Source organism: Ornithinimicrobium cerasi (assembly GCF_003702705.1).
GTDB lineage: Bacteria > Actinomycetota > Actinomycetes > Actinomycetales > Dermatophilaceae > Ornithinicoccus > Ornithinicoccus cerasi.
This window is the reverse complement of the sequence record NZ_QZMN01000015.1, coordinates 1-14,581: the sequence shown is the minus strand read 5'-3', so window position 1 is coordinate 14,581 and position 14,581 is coordinate 1. Positions and strand designations below refer to the sequence as shown.

14 protein-coding genes and 1 pseudogene are annotated in these 14,581 nt (G+C 63.9%); 8 read left to right on the top strand and 7 right to left on the bottom strand.

Annotation, left to right across the window (positions count from 1 at the left end; genetic code table 11):
• Nucleotides 1–92: 92 nt before the first annotated feature.
• Nucleotides 93–767, bottom strand: a complete 675-nt coding sequence (locus D4B81_RS15595; protein WP_122263617.1) for a TetR/AcrR family transcriptional regulator C-terminal domain-containing protein — start codon at nucleotides 765–767, stop codon at nucleotides 93–95.
• Nucleotides 768–926: 159 nt separating this feature from the next.
• Here D4B81_RS15595 and D4B81_RS15590 point away from each other — a divergent pair, with 159 nt between their 5' ends.
• The 5 genes from D4B81_RS15590 (at nucleotide 927) to D4B81_RS15575 (ending at nucleotide 4,202) form a co-directional block, all read left to right on the top strand.
• Nucleotides 927–1,928, top strand: coding sequence for an NAD(P)-dependent alcohol dehydrogenase (locus D4B81_RS15590; RefSeq protein WP_237566044.1), 1,002 nt, complete (start codon nucleotides 927–929; stop codon nucleotides 1,926–1,928).
• A gap of 70 nt (nucleotides 1,929–1,998) precedes the next feature.
• A complete protein-coding gene (locus D4B81_RS15585; RefSeq protein WP_237566043.1) occupies nucleotides 1,999–2,745 on the top strand; it encodes a hypothetical protein in 747 nt (248 codons plus the stop codon).
• 101 nt (nucleotides 2,746–2,846) lie between these two features.
• The gene (locus tag D4B81_RS15580) at nucleotides 2,847–3,344 is read left to right on the top strand and encodes a DUF6326 family protein (protein WP_122263615.1); all 498 of its coding nucleotides are present in this window, start codon (nucleotides 2,847–2,849) and stop codon (nucleotides 3,342–3,344) included.
• A 371-nt stretch (nucleotides 3,345–3,715) separates the two neighbouring features.
• Nucleotides 3,716–3,967, top strand: a complete 252-nt coding sequence (locus D4B81_RS18235) for a hypothetical protein (RefSeq protein ID WP_161965210.1) — start codon at nucleotides 3,716–3,718, stop codon at nucleotides 3,965–3,967.
• A complete protein-coding gene (locus D4B81_RS15575; RefSeq protein WP_122263614.1) occupies nucleotides 3,957–4,202 on the top strand; it encodes a ribbon-helix-helix domain-containing protein in 246 nt (81 codons plus the stop codon). The genes D4B81_RS18235 and D4B81_RS15575 overlap by 11 nt, the downstream gene beginning before the upstream one ends.
• A 542-nt stretch (nucleotides 4,203–4,744) precedes the next feature.
• Here the strand turns inward: D4B81_RS15575 and D4B81_RS18230 are convergent.
• The 4 genes and pseudogenes from D4B81_RS18230 to D4B81_RS15560 form a co-directional block, all read right to left on the bottom strand.
• Nucleotides 4,745–8,734, bottom strand: a complete 3,990-nt coding sequence (locus D4B81_RS18230) for a P-loop domain-containing protein (protein WP_161965209.1) — start codon at nucleotides 8,732–8,734, stop codon at nucleotides 4,745–4,747.
• A gap of 76 nt (nucleotides 8,735–8,810) precedes the next feature.
• Nucleotides 8,811–9,200 carry a trypco2 family protein gene (locus D4B81_RS18225; protein ID WP_161965208.1) on the bottom strand — a complete coding sequence of 130 codons (390 nt, stop codon included), beginning with the start codon at nucleotides 9,198–9,200 and terminating at the stop codon, nucleotides 8,811–8,813.
• Between the two features lie 265 nt (nucleotides 9,201–9,465).
• A pseudogene (locus D4B81_RS18965) lies at nucleotides 9,466–9,648 on the bottom strand (ISL3 family transposase); the annotation flags it as partial.
• 730 nt (nucleotides 9,649–10,378) lie between these two features.
• Entirely contained in the window at nucleotides 10,379–10,849 is a 471-nt protein-coding gene (locus D4B81_RS15560; protein WP_122263612.1) for a UPF0158 family protein, read from the bottom strand.
• 119 nt (nucleotides 10,850–10,968) lie between these two features.
• Here D4B81_RS15560 and D4B81_RS15555 point away from each other — a divergent pair, with 119 nt between their 5' ends.
• Nucleotides 10,969–11,622, top strand: a complete 654-nt coding sequence (locus D4B81_RS15555) for an SMI1/KNR4 family protein (protein WP_122263611.1) — start codon at nucleotides 10,969–10,971, stop codon at nucleotides 11,620–11,622.
• 151 nt (nucleotides 11,623–11,773) lie between these two features.
• On the opposite strand, the gene D4B81_RS15550 is transcribed toward D4B81_RS15555, so the two are convergent.
• Nucleotides 11,774–12,145, bottom strand: coding sequence for a hypothetical protein (locus D4B81_RS15550; RefSeq protein WP_161965207.1), 372 nt, complete (start codon nucleotides 12,143–12,145; stop codon nucleotides 11,774–11,776).
• 246 nt (nucleotides 12,146–12,391) lie between these two features.
• Between D4B81_RS15550 and D4B81_RS15545 the strand changes: the two genes are divergently transcribed.
• Nucleotides 12,392–13,078 carry a DUF4145 domain-containing protein gene (locus D4B81_RS15545; RefSeq protein ID WP_122263609.1) on the top strand — a complete coding sequence of 229 codons (687 nt, stop codon included), beginning with the start codon at nucleotides 12,392–12,394 and terminating at the stop codon, nucleotides 13,076–13,078.
• 158 nt (nucleotides 13,079–13,236) lie between these two features.
• A complete protein-coding gene (locus tag D4B81_RS18220) occupies nucleotides 13,237–13,686 on the top strand; it encodes a hypothetical protein (protein WP_161965206.1) in 450 nt (149 codons plus the stop codon).
• Nucleotides 13,687–13,872: 186 nt separating this feature from the next.
• Here the strand turns inward: D4B81_RS18220 and D4B81_RS15540 are convergent, their stop codons facing one another.
• Nucleotides 13,873–14,172 carry a hypothetical protein gene (locus tag D4B81_RS15540; RefSeq protein ID WP_122263608.1) on the bottom strand — a complete coding sequence of 100 codons (300 nt, stop codon included), beginning with the start codon at nucleotides 14,170–14,172 and terminating at the stop codon, nucleotides 13,873–13,875.
• Nucleotides 14,173–14,581 lie beyond the last annotated feature (409 nt).

The following is a 14,581-nucleotide window of genomic DNA, read 5'->3' as shown; positions in this document are numbered from 1 at the left end:
GCGGTTCGGCGCTGCGCGCCTTCTGTGCGGGACCGGGCGGCGCAGGCCGACCGCGAGGCGCCTGGCGAGGCCGCGCAGTACCCGACGCCCAGCTAGGCAGAGGCTCTCAGTGGCTCGAGGGCGGCGAGGATGAGGTCGAGGCCGAAGCTGAACTCCCCTGCCGGGTCGTAGCCGACCGCGAGGAGCTCCGCTGCGGACTCGTTGAGGTAGGGGAACTCCTCCGGTCGAAGCTGGGGCAGAAAGACGTCCTCGACCAGGTCCGCGAGCTCGTCGGCGGTGTCGAAGGGCAGGCTGGTCTCCTGCAGGGCGTGCCCGTAGACGTAGCTGTCGAGCAGCCAGTTGGCGTGCGTCGCCATCGCGACCGAGAAGCCGGCCCTGCGCAGGCAGGCCGTGACCGCTTCGTGGTGGCGCAGGTTCGCCGGCCCGGGCGTTGTCCGCGACCCCATCAGGCCGTTCGCCCACGGGTGTTCCACCAGGACCTGTCGAGTGGATACCGCCCGGCGTCGCATCGCCGACTGCCAGTCGGTCTGCTCGGGAGGGAGCTCGATCTCCGCGAACATGGCGTCGATCATGGCGTCCAGCAGCTCCTCCTTGCTCGCCACATAGTGGTAGAGCGACATCGCGCCCGCACCGAGCGCACCAGCCAGCCGGCGCATGCTCAGCCCGTCCACCCCCTCGCGGTCGGCGAGCCGGATCGCCTCGAGCACCACCCGTTGCTTGCTCAAGCCCGTCTCTGATGCGACCTGGCGTCGTCTCCTCGCAGCCACAGATCTCCTCACCAGCTTGAGTGGTCCTTGACAATCGTACGGTGTACGTCGACAGTACATCGTACGACTGACTTCGTACGATGTACGAACTTGACCTATCCAGCACGTGAGGAGCTTTCTGTGGAAGCCGAACAGCCATCGAGTGCCACGGCACACGGGGTGCCGGGGACGAGTCCGGCCCGGGCGACGACGATGCGGGCCGCCGTCCAGCACCGCTACGGCCCACCCTCCGTGCTCGAGCCGTCCGAGGTCGCGCTACCGATACCCGGCCCAGGCGATGTGCTCGTCCGGGTGGGCGCGGCCTCGGTCCATCCCGGCGACTACTTCGTGATGACCGGCAAGCCGTACGTGCTGCGCCTGGTGTTCGGGCTGCGCCGGCCCCGCCACGGCATCCCCGGCCGGGACCTCGCGGGCGTGGTGGCAGCGGTCGGGGAGGACGTCACCGCTCTCCGACTCGGTGAGAAGGTGTTCGGCTGGAGCACCGCTGGGACGCTCGCGGAGTATGCCTGCGTCCCGGCGGATCACCTCGTGCCCGTGCCTTCCAGCCTGTCGGTCCTGGAAGCAGCAGCCGTGCCCACGTCGGCCATGACGGCGTTGCAGGCCCTGCGCGACGTCGCGAGCGTTCGGCCAGGACAGACGGTGCTGGTCACAGGCGCATCGGGCGGGGTCGGTTCCTTCGCCGTACAGATCGCCAAGGCGTTCGGCACCGAGGTGACGGGTGTGTGCAGCACCCGCAACGCCGACCTGGTCCGGTCCCTCGGGGCCGACCATGTCGTCGACTACACGAGGACTGACTTCACCGGCACCGAGAAGCGTTACGACGTCATCCTCGACAACGTGGAGGCCCAGCCCCTGGCGGCTGTCCGCCGAGCGCTGACGCCCGCCGGCACCCTGATCCCCAACAGCGGACACGGCGGTCGCTGGCTCGGCCCTCTCGGTCGGATCGTCAAGGCGCGTGTGCTGTCTTGGTTCACCCGTCAGCGGTTGAGGCCCTTCACGTCGGTCGAGAAGCACCAGGACCTGCTCACCCTGGCCGACCTCCTTGCGACCGGGCAGGTCACGCCGGTCATCGACCGCACCTACCCCCTCGACGAGGCAGCCGACGCCCTCCGCTACGTCGGGGCTGGCCACACCCGAGGGAAGGTCGTCGTCACCCTCTGACGGCACGAACCGGACCAACACCCCGTACCTGCCCGACAACCCGCCGCCCGACTGACGATGGAGCAACGACGTGTGGACCCCGAAAGCAGAACTCACCGCGCGAGGGGACCGGCAGGTCCTGGACCGGGTTTCCACGACGCGAGTCGTCGGCGGTGTCGCGCTCGCCTACGCCGCGTCGGTGATCGTGCAGAACGCGATGTTCGTGGGTGGTGTGGCCCAGCTCCTCGGCCTTGGCGACGGCACGGCGGCTCCCACCTACGGCGATCCTCTTGGTGAGGTCCTCGCCTACCATGCCGCCAACCGGGGCGCCGTGGAGATCGCCGTGGGTCTGGAGGCCCTGAACCTGCCGCTGCTCCTGCTGTTCCTCACGGGACTGCAAGGGCTCGTGCAGCGCCGCGGCGGTGCAGGGGCGGACTGGTCGCGGCTCGCGGTGGCAGCCGGAGCGACGCTTTCGGCGATATCCGCCCTCGTCATCGCCACGCACACCGCGGTCGTGCTCGCCGCGGACGGCCTGACGGAGCCGACCCCCGCCTTCGAGCTGCTCTGGCAGCTCCACGCCGCGACCTGGGCGCTCTCGCTACCCGCGCTCGGGGCGACCTTCATCGGTGCGGCGTTTGCCGGCCACGCCAGCGGGCTGACCCCACCGTGGCAGCGGTTGCTCGGCGCGGCTGGCGGCGGCCTGCTCATCCTGGCCGGCGCCGGAAACCTCGCGATCGCAGATGGCTCGCCCCTGGTGTTCGTCGGGGTCCTGGGCCTGGCCGCGTGGCTCGTCTGGCTCCTGAGCAGCGGCGTACGGCTCATCCGCAGGCGGGGCTGACGTGGTGGCGGCCGACGAGACGACTCAAGCCGTGCGACGCACTTTCAGACGTGGCGCCAACCCCGGCGAACGGACCCCCCCCTTCTTGAAAGGAAGAACCGATGACCACCCGAACGAGCACGCCCAGCCTTCTCGACAACCCGCCGATCCCCGTGCAGGCCAAACTTGCGGCGGCCTGGACGAGCTTGATGTTCTTCGTCATCTACATCGACTACTTCCACCTCTACCAGCCGGGCGCTATCGACCAGATCCGCGGTGGCGGCGTCTTCGAGTTCGAGATCACCCCGGCGTTGATGACCATCTTTGTCGTGGTGATCGGGATCCCGGCCCTGATGGTGATGCTCTCCATGGCGCTGCCCGCGCGGGTGAACCGTGCCACGAACCTCGTCGTGGCATCGCTCTACGTCCCCGTCATGGTGTTCAACGCCGCAGGGGCGTCCTGGGACTGGGCCTTCTACTACGGCCTGCACATCGGGATCGAGGTGCTGATCCTGGCGTTCATCCTGCGCGCCGCCTGGGCCTGGCCCCGCCGTGCCGCATCTCCTGCAGGGGCAGCTGGCCTCGACGACGAGCCGCTGCTCACGCCGCAACAGGCGTGACTGCCCGCGTGCCCATCCTCGTGACGGGCCCACCCGGTAGGGGCCACAGATGACCTGACCTGCAAAGACGCTGAGGTGGGCCCCGTGGGACTCGAACCCACAACCTACGGATTAAAAGGGCGTCCAGGGGGTAGGTGGTCGACACCTGTAGGGTGCTGACCTGCACAAACGTCGTTAGCTAGCGCAGCAGAGAGACGATGTTCTGAACCTGTGACGGCCTACTGACGGCCTACGCCAGCGACCACATGGCGCTGGAGATTCGCGCGGCTGGCTACAGCCTTGTCAAAGGCGCCGAGAGTGGAAGCGCGAAGGATCCGAGCTGCCGTTGGGCGCGTGCGTCCGTGTCGGTGGCTCCTGCCAGACTCAATCTCGTGAGGATCCTCCGATCGGCGCTGAAGCACGGATGCACGCCGTCGGACATCGCGCTCGCCGTCGCCACTGCCTGGCAACGCACTCAGGTCGGCGAAGACCCGGACAGGTGGCTCTACGTCGGTGTGGACGGATCGGCCAGACCACTGGAGATCGTCACGGTGGCAGGGGATGATGGTGCCGAGGTTGTCATCCACGCGATGAAGTTGCGCAAGCGGTACTACCCGAAAGGAGGGCACACGCATGAGTTATGAGATCACTGACAGCGTGCCCGGACTCACGGATGCGCAGGTCGCCGACCTGGTCCAGGAAGCGGAGGCCGGCCACGACCTGAAGACCCGCCCCTCCGAGCCGAATCCGCACTTCCATCGGGTTCAGCTGGTGCCCGAGGATCTGCTGGACGCCATCGACGAGCGAGCCGCCAAAGATGGGCAGTCGCCCGACGCCGTCGTCCGCGAAGCGCTCTCGAGCTACCTCGATACCGCCTGAACTGTCCTGCCCCCAGCGCCGGGTGAGCAGTCCCGTGACGTCCAGGTGGGAAGGTTCCGCGAATCATCACACCCAATTGACGCGAGCGACCTGCGGCATGAGAGTGAGCATCACGGCCGCCTGCGCGGACGTTCGGCGCTGCCGCCAGTAGCGTCGGGCTACGACTTGTCCTTGGCCCACCAGAGAAATGCGGATGCGTGCTGGCGCGATTCGAAGCGAACTCTGGGTCGTCCTGGTGCGCGTCGAACAGGGCGTCGGGCGGTAGGCGGCCACCAGCTCGGCCTCGGTGACCGGGTTGGCCAGCCACCGGTAGTAGGACTGGCGAGCGATCCTCAGCACCCGGCACGTCACCGTGACGGGGCCCCCGTCGCCGGCCAGCTCGCGGAGGAGCGGGTCACATCCCTTCCAGCGACACCTCGAAGCCGTCACAGATGTCACCTACCCGTGCAGCAGTCCCGACCACTGGGGTCAAGTGCCCTTCATCCCGCGCACCGACCTAAGACTGGTACCGAAGTGATGCAAGAATGGCCCTGGCCGATCCACTAGGAGCCCCCGAGGTTCCAATCGATGGCTTGTCCCTCCAACACGAGAAGTACTCGGGACAAGAGCTCGGGGCGTTCCCTTGAGATCTCGAGTGCCTGTGCAGTTGCCGTGCCTTGGTCCTCAATGTGGTCCCCAACTTCTGGGTCGTATAGAGGGGGGCGAGGGGGGGCGATCCCACCCCCGGCCCTTTGGGGTGCGGCGCCGATCCGTTGCACCTCATCTCCCGGTAGTGCGCCGGCTAGGCGTGGCTGCCCGGGGGCCCAAAGCGAGCCCGGAAGTCGGGGATTCCAACCGATTCTGCTTGCCGCTACGTTCAGTTCCTCAGAGAGATCGAGCCCTGGAAAGTCGCCTGCAATCTTATTCAAGAGACCTCCAAGATGGTCACCACGTTGGGTGCCGTCCTTGCCGGGGACCAACGGCAGGGCAACTTCGAACATCGACGTCACTAGGGACTCCAGAGCAGGATCGTCCGGACCCCGTAGTAAGAACTGCTGCTTGCTCTGGGCTGCGAATCGAATAAGCCCTTCCAGCCCTCCAACCCCGCCATGGCCGTGCCTCGTGAGCTCCCGCAGTCGACTACCGATGGCCAACACGTCCTCCCTGTGACCGCGCACGGTGACCATGTCAGCAATGAACAGCAAGTCAGTAAATTCCGCCGCTCGTTGCGCGCGCAACGCGACCGCTGCAGTGGCCACGTCCGTCCTATCATCCGCAATGGCATTGTTGAACAATTCAATGACCAGTGTATCCTCAAGGGGCAGATTGATGCGTTGAACCTCCGCAAGCAAACTGAGGACAAAACTCCACTTCCTTTGATCCAGCAGTGACTCCAAAGCGGGCGCCAGAACCTCAACGATTCTCACTCCTGACGACATTCTGGGCAAGGCGCGGAGTGCGCTATCAAGGTCGTCATGGTCCACGGACCAACGAAAGACCCGCTCTAACAGGCGGTCGCGGTCATTGACAGGTGCAGCCCAAGCGGCCCGCACTCCCTGAGCAGTGTCCCCATTTGACAGGAAAGCTGTCAAGAGAGCAGCGTGAGCGCGGCTTACGTGGGGCGACCTGTTTCGTTTCCGCAGAATGGATTCAGCCCTGCTAACGAGTTCGCTGGCGTGATCCCTGAATGTCGTCCCTTCGGTCTCCGCTAGCGCAAGCATCGCGCTGACATCCGGTCGATCCTCTCCGAGCCGATCTTGCAGCCAAAGGATGTGCCGTCGTAACCCTTGAGAGACGTCCGCAGAAAATGCAGGCCACGTAGCGTCTACGACCGACAGTTCTCCGAGCAGTCGAAACCTGGGCACCACGGATGATTCTTTGCGCAGCAGCGCTTCCGCGTCCCTCCTCCACTTCAGGCCTTGCTCCTGATCCCCCGCGGCCCAATACGCGGCAGTTAGTCCAATTGCTGCGCTGGCGGCTGCTCGCGAAGTTCCCAAGATGGACACTCCCTCCTCAATAATGGAAGCCTTCCCGTTAGCGACGAACACAGGCGTTGCGCGGGAGAGAGCCATGACAGCCTGCGGGTGCGGTAGTGACTGGACAATCCGTCGTCCAAGAGTGGCAACTTCTACTCCGGCGGCCTTGATGAAGTCGACCCCAAAGGCATCCAGTGAGGCTGCACCAAGCTCGACACTGCTGCGGGCGGAAAGCTCGGAAAGAATCTCCGACTTTAGGTCCGCTACGGTATCGCTTGGCAGCCTATGACTCCCAGCTGCGCATTCGACCGCGCATCGGGCTCTCAGCTCGGGAGAGGAAAGTTCGAGGATCCGTCTCTTAGCCAGCTCGACCTCCCCCAGGCGCGCGTGCAGAACCGCAAAACGATGTAGGAGCAGATTTCGCGTCGTCCCGTCTGGCACAGTGTGCATGAGGGTAGACGCGTCTCGGGCCAACTCCCTTGCCCAGACGACCGAGTTCTCGGCTGCCGCTTCGGCAATGGCGAGCATGCCGTCTAGGCGCTCCAACATCGTCCCAAGGTAATAAACCCTCCCCTCCGCCGGTCCAAACTCCCCCAGCAGTGCGTGAACCTTTATCACGTCAACCAGCATGTCGGGGATGTCGGACTGTCGCACGAAATCCTCCATTCCGACTGCGGCGAGTTGAGCGGCCACGGACTCTGTGGAATGGTCTGACTTTAGCAGTCTTGCTGCCTCGGCCAATTCGGACATCGATAAGAGCCCCGACCCCGTCCGCGAGACTATGCGCTCGTGTCGCGCTAAGTCGATAACGATGGAAACGGTATCGTTCTTTCGAAGGTGCGTTCCCAGCACTCGAGGATATGATCGCAGAAGGTACTCGGGAGTATCCATCGGCCAGCGATCATCGCGGTACCCGTCTGCCCACGAGATCAAGTTGCAACGAACGTCTTCTAGGTCGTCGCTCAAGGCTTCCTCCGCCGCTTCCCTGAGTTTATCGTGCGCAAAGAGGAAGACTGGTCCGGTGGCCGGCGAATGAACCGGCGAGCGAGATCGTAGACAGCGTGCGAATGACTGTGTGAGGCAGTCGCGAATCACCCACCGCGGCATCTTGGTGATTGCACAGATGTCATGAACAGACAGGCCGCCGCCGGATACTGTTACTGCCTGAAGAATGGCGATCTCTGTTGGTTCCGCGTACTTGAGAATTCTTCCCAGTTCCGCGTCCGCTCGATCTCGAACCTCAGCGGCATACTCAGATTCGGGCCAGGAGGGCGAGAGGCAGTCTCTCAAAGGGTGCTTCGCGCCAACGTCCTGGGGGAGCCCCGGGTTTGCTCTGCTAGTAACAAGAACCTTGACGTTGTCCGGCAGGACTTCCGGTATCAGCGAGGCTATGCTCTCCTGACCCGTACCTTGATCCTCATCCAGGCCGTCAACAACCAAGAGGAGCCGATGCCGTCTTGCTGCGGCCGCTTTTCCTGCCGCCTCAATTAAGGCGAAATAGCGTCCTCTTTGACCAGGTCGGGAATCCAAAGTAACTCTGGCCTCATCCGCAATGCCAGCCAACTGGTCGATCATCGCAAGCAGGAACGCGGCTGAGTTCGACTGGCTCGGAAGTCGGGCCGTTATAAAGAATGAGGCGACTTCGACGCCGCCCGGCGGATCGAAAGCGATGGTTGCAGAGAATGCTGTCTTCCCTGCCCAGGGCCCCGCCTGCCACCACAGATATTGTTCGTGGCTTGCGATGAAAGAGACGAGGTCCGCAAGTTCAGAGCTGCGTCCAAAAAGAGTTTCTGGTGCGATCGCTCTAACGTCACGCGCGTAGGCTGCAAGGACAGCACTCGTCCTGCTGCTGCCTTGAGTCATATCGGGGAGGCTGTCCAAATCCGCAGGAAGACCAAGCATGGTACTGAACTCAAGATTGTGGCTGGGCATTGACTTGAGGTCTTCGATGGGGCGAACTGTTAGTGTACCTGGCGATTCACCCGGGTATCTACAGTCAATAAGACCTATGATGTGTTCAGCAATGAACACGGGCGCACCAGACATACCCTCCCACGGGTTGTCGGCCCCCTCGCTCCAAGTAGGTTCCTCGCCTGTACTCAGGGCAAGTGTGCCGTTGCGCAAGTTGCTAAGGAGCGCAATTTTTCCTTGTGGCACATGCAGGGAGTCTCTTACCAGTACCCGGCTAGACCCCGTTTCGTCATTGCTGTCATTGCCCGCGATGGGGCGAAGCTTGTATAATGGAAAGCCCAAGGTCTCCGCGGTCAGTACTGCGGCTCGCCGCTTCAGTCTGCCGAATGGCGGGTTCTCATCGTTTGAGACGTTGACGTGCGGCAGTATAACTAGACCGAAGTGCGGGACGTCCTCATCAGAAAGAAGCCACGAAAGGGCCGGTATGACTTCCTCCCTGTGTTCGGGGGAGAACACAACAACATTGATACTCTTCGCGCCGGCAATAACATGTCCGCTGGTGAGAACAAGGTTTTGGCTAATCAAGTAGCCAGAACCACGGAAGTGTCCTTCCTCTGTCTCCGCCAGTATTTGAGTCACCCGTTCCGCCTGCAATCCCTCACTCATTGCGGCCTCCAACTGAGGCGTAGACTCCTGCGTGGGAAAGCAAGTCTATGTAGCGTGTGCGCAAGAGACATGGTTCCTACGCTTCCCCCAGAGCCTGTCGCCCCCTTATCCGAACCGGGGTAGCGGGGTCGCGATTCGGGTTCCTCAGATCGACGGGGGACAGCGTGAGCTTGATGGTTTGGGTCGTCTGTGATGAGGCGGACGCCGACGCTGACGCCTTGGCATCCGCGTCGAGAACCCAGAATCGTATTTTTCCTCCAACCTCGGTTCCAGCAGTAGCTTCCTTGGTGACTTGGACTGCCAAGGTGAGCTCGATAGGACCCAACTCGAACTGCACATGCTCGTCTTCAGACAAGGTCGACGCATCGCTAAGTTCCGTGCGCAGGTAGGCCACCACGTCGGCTAGGTCGATCCTGCCAAACGGGTCAAGCGCCTTGGCCCGTTCGGGACCCGGTAAGTTCAGCATGTCTACCCCTCGGTCGGTTCTTCCGCCATTCTACGGATGCGTGGTCGCGTTGTCACTGCGTTCACTCGGTCGTGATCGCGACGATGCCGTGCCGAGACTGGCGGGTTGTGGACGACGCGTCCCTTCCCACGAGGCGAGAGCGCGGTCCGTCCCGCGTCCTTCGGATGTGCGTGCGTCAGGGCGCTGCCCATCACGTAGTGCTGGTGCGGCGTCGGTGGCGCCGTTGTCCGCGACCGAGCGGTAGCGGACGCGGTGAAGGGGCTCCTTACAATTCAGGGCGTAGCTCTGGTCCGAATCCGCCGGCTTCGAGCAGGGCTGGGGCGACGATGTTGATGGGATTGCGGAACCTGACCTCGGGGCCGCGCCGGTGCTCGAGCCGACCATTCACGGCCCCGGTCGGTCCGTTGCTAGTGTGCGTCCGACCGAAGTAGGCCAGGACGTCCGCGGCGCCGCCACACGTGCTCGTGTTGCCCCGGTGGAGGAGGACAGCGACTTCGCCGTGATCGTTCTGGAGCAAGGCGCCTCCCGGGCGATACCAGGACGCAACCTGAACAGCGCAGGTCACGGCGCTGGTGGGAACTAGGGCCTCGCGGTGGACAGGCCCAATTTTGCTGCGGACCCGTGCACGAGTGAGCAAATAACGCCCGCAGACCTGTCACAAAGCTGGCACCCGCCTCCGCCGCAGCGTATTGCCCCTTGGCCAGACGCTCGGCTGTGCGTTCTGAATCCCCCCGCCCGGCCGGTCTCGTGGCTTGTCGCCCAACCCTGCCTGCGCACCCGCAGAGGCGGCCTTTCGCCACTCGATGATGTGGCAGCAGGTGTACAGGCCCTCCCGGCGCGGGATCACGCCACGCTCAGCCGCGTCGTACTCGGCGAGGATCGCCGCCTTGAACTCCGCGGTGAACTTGCGCCGCTTCGGCTAATCAGCGCAAGGGAACATGACCCCATCATCGGCGCCGACGTTAGCAGTCCTAATCGTCATCTCAGTAGTGGTCCGATCTCGCCTCGTGCAGTGCGAACGTCAGCAGGGCTGGCGTCTCACCCCATCCTGACGCACAGGGCCGGCGCAGACACGGTGCCGAACCGGCCACTCGATCGGCGGCAAAGTCGGACGAGCGCAGCCGTCCTCCACGCGGCAAATGAGTGCGCCCCCCGAAGGGCGCTGAGTGACTCCGTGGTTAGGGCACGTCGGGGTCGGGGTGGTTCTCTCGATACTGGTCGGCGTCTTCCTCTGGGATGAGACTTTCATCCGCGAGCCATTCGACGGCTCGCCTGTTGGCGCGGGCTTCTCGGAAGGCGTGCCAGGCCGGTAGGAGCTGGGGAAGCTCCTCGTACAACGCGTTCTTGAACCGCCGGAAGGCGCCCTTGCCTGCAATGGCTCGTGCTAGTCGGCGTCCCGCAGCATCATCGCTGATCCGGTCCGCGAAGTCGGCCATGTCTTGATACCAGACGTGCGACGGGAGCGGATCGATGGGCGTGAGATCCAGGTCCTCAAAGTCCACGGGGTTTTCCCCGTCCAGGCCAGTGTCCGAGGTCCAGAAAGCCACCTGCCCCGACTTTGGGTCGATCAGCCACCGGTGGTCGTAGTCGGTCTGGTCGGACAGAGCCGTGGCGATCTCGTCCAAGTCAAGCTGGCTGAGCTCGAGCATGACCCCACAGTAGAAGGAAAGACGTCGACGTGGCAGCAGTCCGCCCACGGCCACCTCATGGGGTACCGCGGCCCCATGCCGCCGCACAGGCGCACTCGCCCCGGCAGTAGCGTGCGTCCATGGATCATGGGGAGCTGGTTCGTCAACTCGATGGGTGTGCTGCGCCACTTGAGCGGTTTGGGTTGGACGTTAAGGACAAGAAAGTGCATGCGCCGGCGACCGAGACGGAGGTGGCAGCGGTCGAATTGCAGCTGGGATTCACGCTGCCGGACAGCCTGCGGACGGCGTTCCTGACCATCACACGACAGGTCGAGTGGTCCTGGTGGGTGCCCGACGGGGCGGACCTCCCCGCCCCATTCGACGACATCTTCTGCGGCTCGACGTGGTTCCGGCTGGATCACCTACCCCTGCTCAACGAGCACAGGCAGCAGGCCGTCGACATCATCTTTCCCGACCCGGGGGACGCAGCCGGTCAGCCCTGGCGCGAGACGCTGCCCATCTGCGCGGTAGGAAACGGTGACTACCTGGCCGTCGATCTGCACCCCGAGCGGGCCGGTGAAGTCATCTACCTAGAGGCTCACGGGCTCACCGACGCCGGGAACGGCTACCGCATGGCCTCCAGTCTGACCGACCTGCTCGAGCGTTGGAGCCCGCTTGGCCAGCCCGGCCCCGAGTTCTGCCAGTGGCACATCTTCAGCAACCCCACCGACGGGATGATCGACCCTCACGGCGAGCACGCCGTGCGTTGGAAAGCCATGATCGGACTCCCGTAACGCAACATGCCGCGATCGGGGCGCCCTCGCGCGGCGCACGTTGGCAGGCTTGAGCCGGATTGAGTACATGCGGCAGAAGCGCGCACTCCACAGCGCGCAAGAACGAGGGGGTCGCGCCCGTCCGCGAACTGTCAGAGACCCGCCCGCCGAGTCACCCAGAGAGGCATGAGACCTCATCCCACACGGGCGACATAGCCTCGATCTCGTTCTCCCTTGAAATGAGCCACTCGATGGCCGTGATGGTCTCCCCGTGCTCAATGGCGCAGGTCGCCTCCGGCCACTCGAGATGCTCACGTGGCTGAGCAAGCGTGTAGACCACTCGAAAAGCATCTGCATCGGACGTCACGCTCAGCGTCGTGCCCTGAAGCCAGCCGTCGGGAATCCTTGCATCGTCGAGAGCGACGCGCCCCGCCTCGACGAGGGGATCCTCACCGTCGGTCTGACACCCCGTCAAAAAGAGGGCGGCTAGCCCCGATGCAGAGATTGCACTGAATATACTCTTGGTCACCGGCGAAACCTCCATCGGCCGAGCCTGACCCACGGCGTCAGTAGAAGTGTGGCACGCTCGCGGGATGCGCCGCCGGGACCGTGCTGCGCATCGCTTTCGAACGCTGCTTGGGCCGGACGACCGACCGGCGGCAGATGAGTGCCCTGCCCAGCAGGGGATCGCAGCAGGCCACTCCTCGGGTCACCGCCACTCACCGGGAAGTCGGCATGCTCTGCGATGATCATCATGGCCAACAGATGATCGGACGTAAGGGGTACACGCATGTTATTCAAGGATGGGGTGGGATTCTGTCCCTGGCACAAGCGGGACAGCTCTTTCAAAGTTGTCCATTCGCTCAACTACGCCTCACCGCACTTCTACTCGCACATGGGCTCGGCGACGAGTCGAGAGTTCCCCAACGACCCGGTGCACACCGGCGTCATGATCTTGGAGTGCCTGCACTGCAAGAAGTCAGTGATCGTTTTGGAAACCGAGGCCAGACTACCCCCGGATGAGGCTGGCGGGGAGGAGGAAGTTCAGACTTGGCGCACGCTGGTCTCACCGTCCGAGTCTCCGCGGACGCTGCACGAAGCAGCACCTGCAGGGGTGCGGAGCCTGTTCGCCGAGGCGAGCATCTGTGAGAGGGCCACGGCGTTCCGCGCGGCCGGCGTAATGTATCGCGCGACCGTCGAGGAGCTGGTGAAGGACCAAAACGCCACTGGTCGTGACCTCTACACAAAGATCGACAGCCTCCAGGGTCAGTTGCCCGTCGATTTGATTCAGGATCTCCACGAGGCGAGGATGCTCGGGAACGACAGCATTCATGCCGGCATCATCTATTCGGCAGATGAGGTGGAAGACGTTGCGAGACTGATTGAAGAGGCAGTGCTCGTCCTCTATGTTCAGCCCGAGGAGAAGCGGGCGATGCGGGCCGCGCGGAAGGCCAGGCGCGACTCGGCGACAGCCTAGCCGCTTGTGGAGGGTCGGCCTCCACGCGTTCGGGCGCTCTCTCAGCTCCGACCGTTCGGTCCCTACCTGCGGCAATTAGGTGCGTTCACAGAGGTGCTGGAGCAGGGAGTCACGGGCTGATTCGAACAGTCCAATGCCCCCATCGTAGGGTAGGCAAGATGAAGGACTGGAGTGGAAGCGGTCCCGAGCGCATCACGCGTTCCGAGTTTCTGGCACGCAATCCCCAATGGACAGATGTGGACCGTGAGACGTTGCGGCGGGTTTTGGATGCTGTGTCGGAACGCGTCGATCACGCGTATCGTAGGCAGAGCTACTGGGCACTCAAGCCTGCCGCAGGCACCTCACGTGTCCCCCTCTACCTCCATCTGCATCACCTCGCTGTTGACCGCGACGTCGACCTGCCTCCTGACCTGACGGCTCGTGCTTTCCCGGGAAGTCGTGGCGAGTACGACCAGTACGTCATCATCGAGTTCTCCACCGCACCGCAACAGAGTCGAGCGCCAAGGGCTCGGTCTGCCACCGACCGTGCTGCGCCTGCCAGCGTCAAGACCTGCCCGGTTCACTTCGTCGAACTCCCTGCCACGGGAGCATGCGACCAGTGCGAGTGAAACCGAAACGGACAAGGCTGCCCCAGGTGATCGCGTACCAGTAGTCAGCGTCACCCGCACTTCGGCACGAGCGACCGGCGGTATGGTCGGATGCTACGCGATCACAGCGGCATGAGAGTAAGGGTCCCGGGCGGGTGCTTCTCGCGGCTTTGCGCTGCCTACCAGGTGGACTGGCCCTGGCAAGCGTTAGCCGGTCTTCTGAACGGTCAACTGCGCTCCAGTGCTTTCGTCCATCACCGGACGCTTCCCGAGGGGCTCCTCAAGCATCACGATTGCGCCGTCGGCACAGTCGTTGGTCGCCACCGCGAAGGAGCGGTCGACGCGTGCCTGAAGGAGTACCTCCTCGGCCGTCTCCACAACGGTGACTTCCGGCTCACGGTTGCACGAATCGACGGTTACTTGCAGTTCTCGATCATCCGTTCCCACCCATACCTCGATGACAGGCGCTGAGACCTGGCAACCGCTGAGGAGGGCAACGGCGCTCATTGCACAGGCGATCGACCGGGTTCGACGTCCCGCGCTGCCGGACCTTCGACTCACCCTGCGACCTTCCGACGTGGACGAGAGGCAAACGGTACTCCTGGAAGAGCTTCTCGTCACCGGCCCAATGTGCGGAGGGCGGCAGAGGCGCGCGTCTGGTTCTCATGCGGCACCGGCGTGCGTGCACACTCCATGCGCAGTTGTGTGCGTCCGCTGGTCAGGCAGATGCGGCGGGTGGTGGCGGCGCAGACCCGGACGTGTCCGTGAGGATTGTTGGCTAGCCTAGACAGCACCAGCCAGACCCGCAGGCGTGTGATCCAGAGTGTTCACTCACTGATGAGGAGAACCGATGCCCAAAGAGTCACTGACAGAGCTCGTACAGCAGCACCTCGAGACCGCCTCGACCGCGTCCAGC

What these genes read in the sequence shown, in the direction of transcription:
- D4B81_RS15580 (WP_122263615.1), top strand. Translation starts at nt 2,847, where the DNA reads ATGACCACCCGAACGAGCACGCCCAGCCTTCTCGACAACCCGCCGATC.
- D4B81_RS15575 (WP_122263614.1), top strand. Translation starts at nt 3,957, where the DNA reads ATGAGTTATGAGATCACTGACAGCGTGCCCGGACTCACGGATGCGCAG.
- D4B81_RS18230 (WP_161965209.1), bottom strand. Translation starts at nt 8,734, where the DNA reads ATGAGTGAGGGATTGCAGGCGGAACGGGTGACTCAAATACTGGCGGAG.
- D4B81_RS18225 (WP_161965208.1), bottom strand. Translation starts at nt 9,200, where the DNA reads ATGCTGAACTTACCGGGTCCCGAACGGGCCAAGGCGCTTGACCCGTTT.
- D4B81_RS15560 (WP_122263612.1), bottom strand. Translation starts at nt 10,849, where the DNA reads ATGCTCGAGCTCAGCCAGCTTGACTTGGACGAGATCGCCACGGCTCTG.
- D4B81_RS15555 (WP_122263611.1), top strand. Translation starts at nt 10,969, where the DNA reads ATGGATCATGGGGAGCTGGTTCGTCAACTCGATGGGTGTGCTGCGCCA.
- D4B81_RS15550 (WP_161965207.1), bottom strand. Translation starts at nt 12,145, where the DNA reads ATGGAGGTTTCGCCGGTGACCAAGAGTATATTCAGTGCAATCTCTGCA.
- D4B81_RS15545 (WP_122263609.1), top strand. Translation starts at nt 12,392, where the DNA reads ATGTTATTCAAGGATGGGGTGGGATTCTGTCCCTGGCACAAGCGGGAC.
- D4B81_RS18220 (WP_161965206.1), top strand. Translation starts at nt 13,237, where the DNA reads ATGAAGGACTGGAGTGGAAGCGGTCCCGAGCGCATCACGCGTTCCGAG.
- D4B81_RS15540 (WP_122263608.1), bottom strand. Translation starts at nt 14,172, where the DNA reads ATGAGCGCCGTTGCCCTCCTCAGCGGTTGCCAGGTCTCAGCGCCTGTC.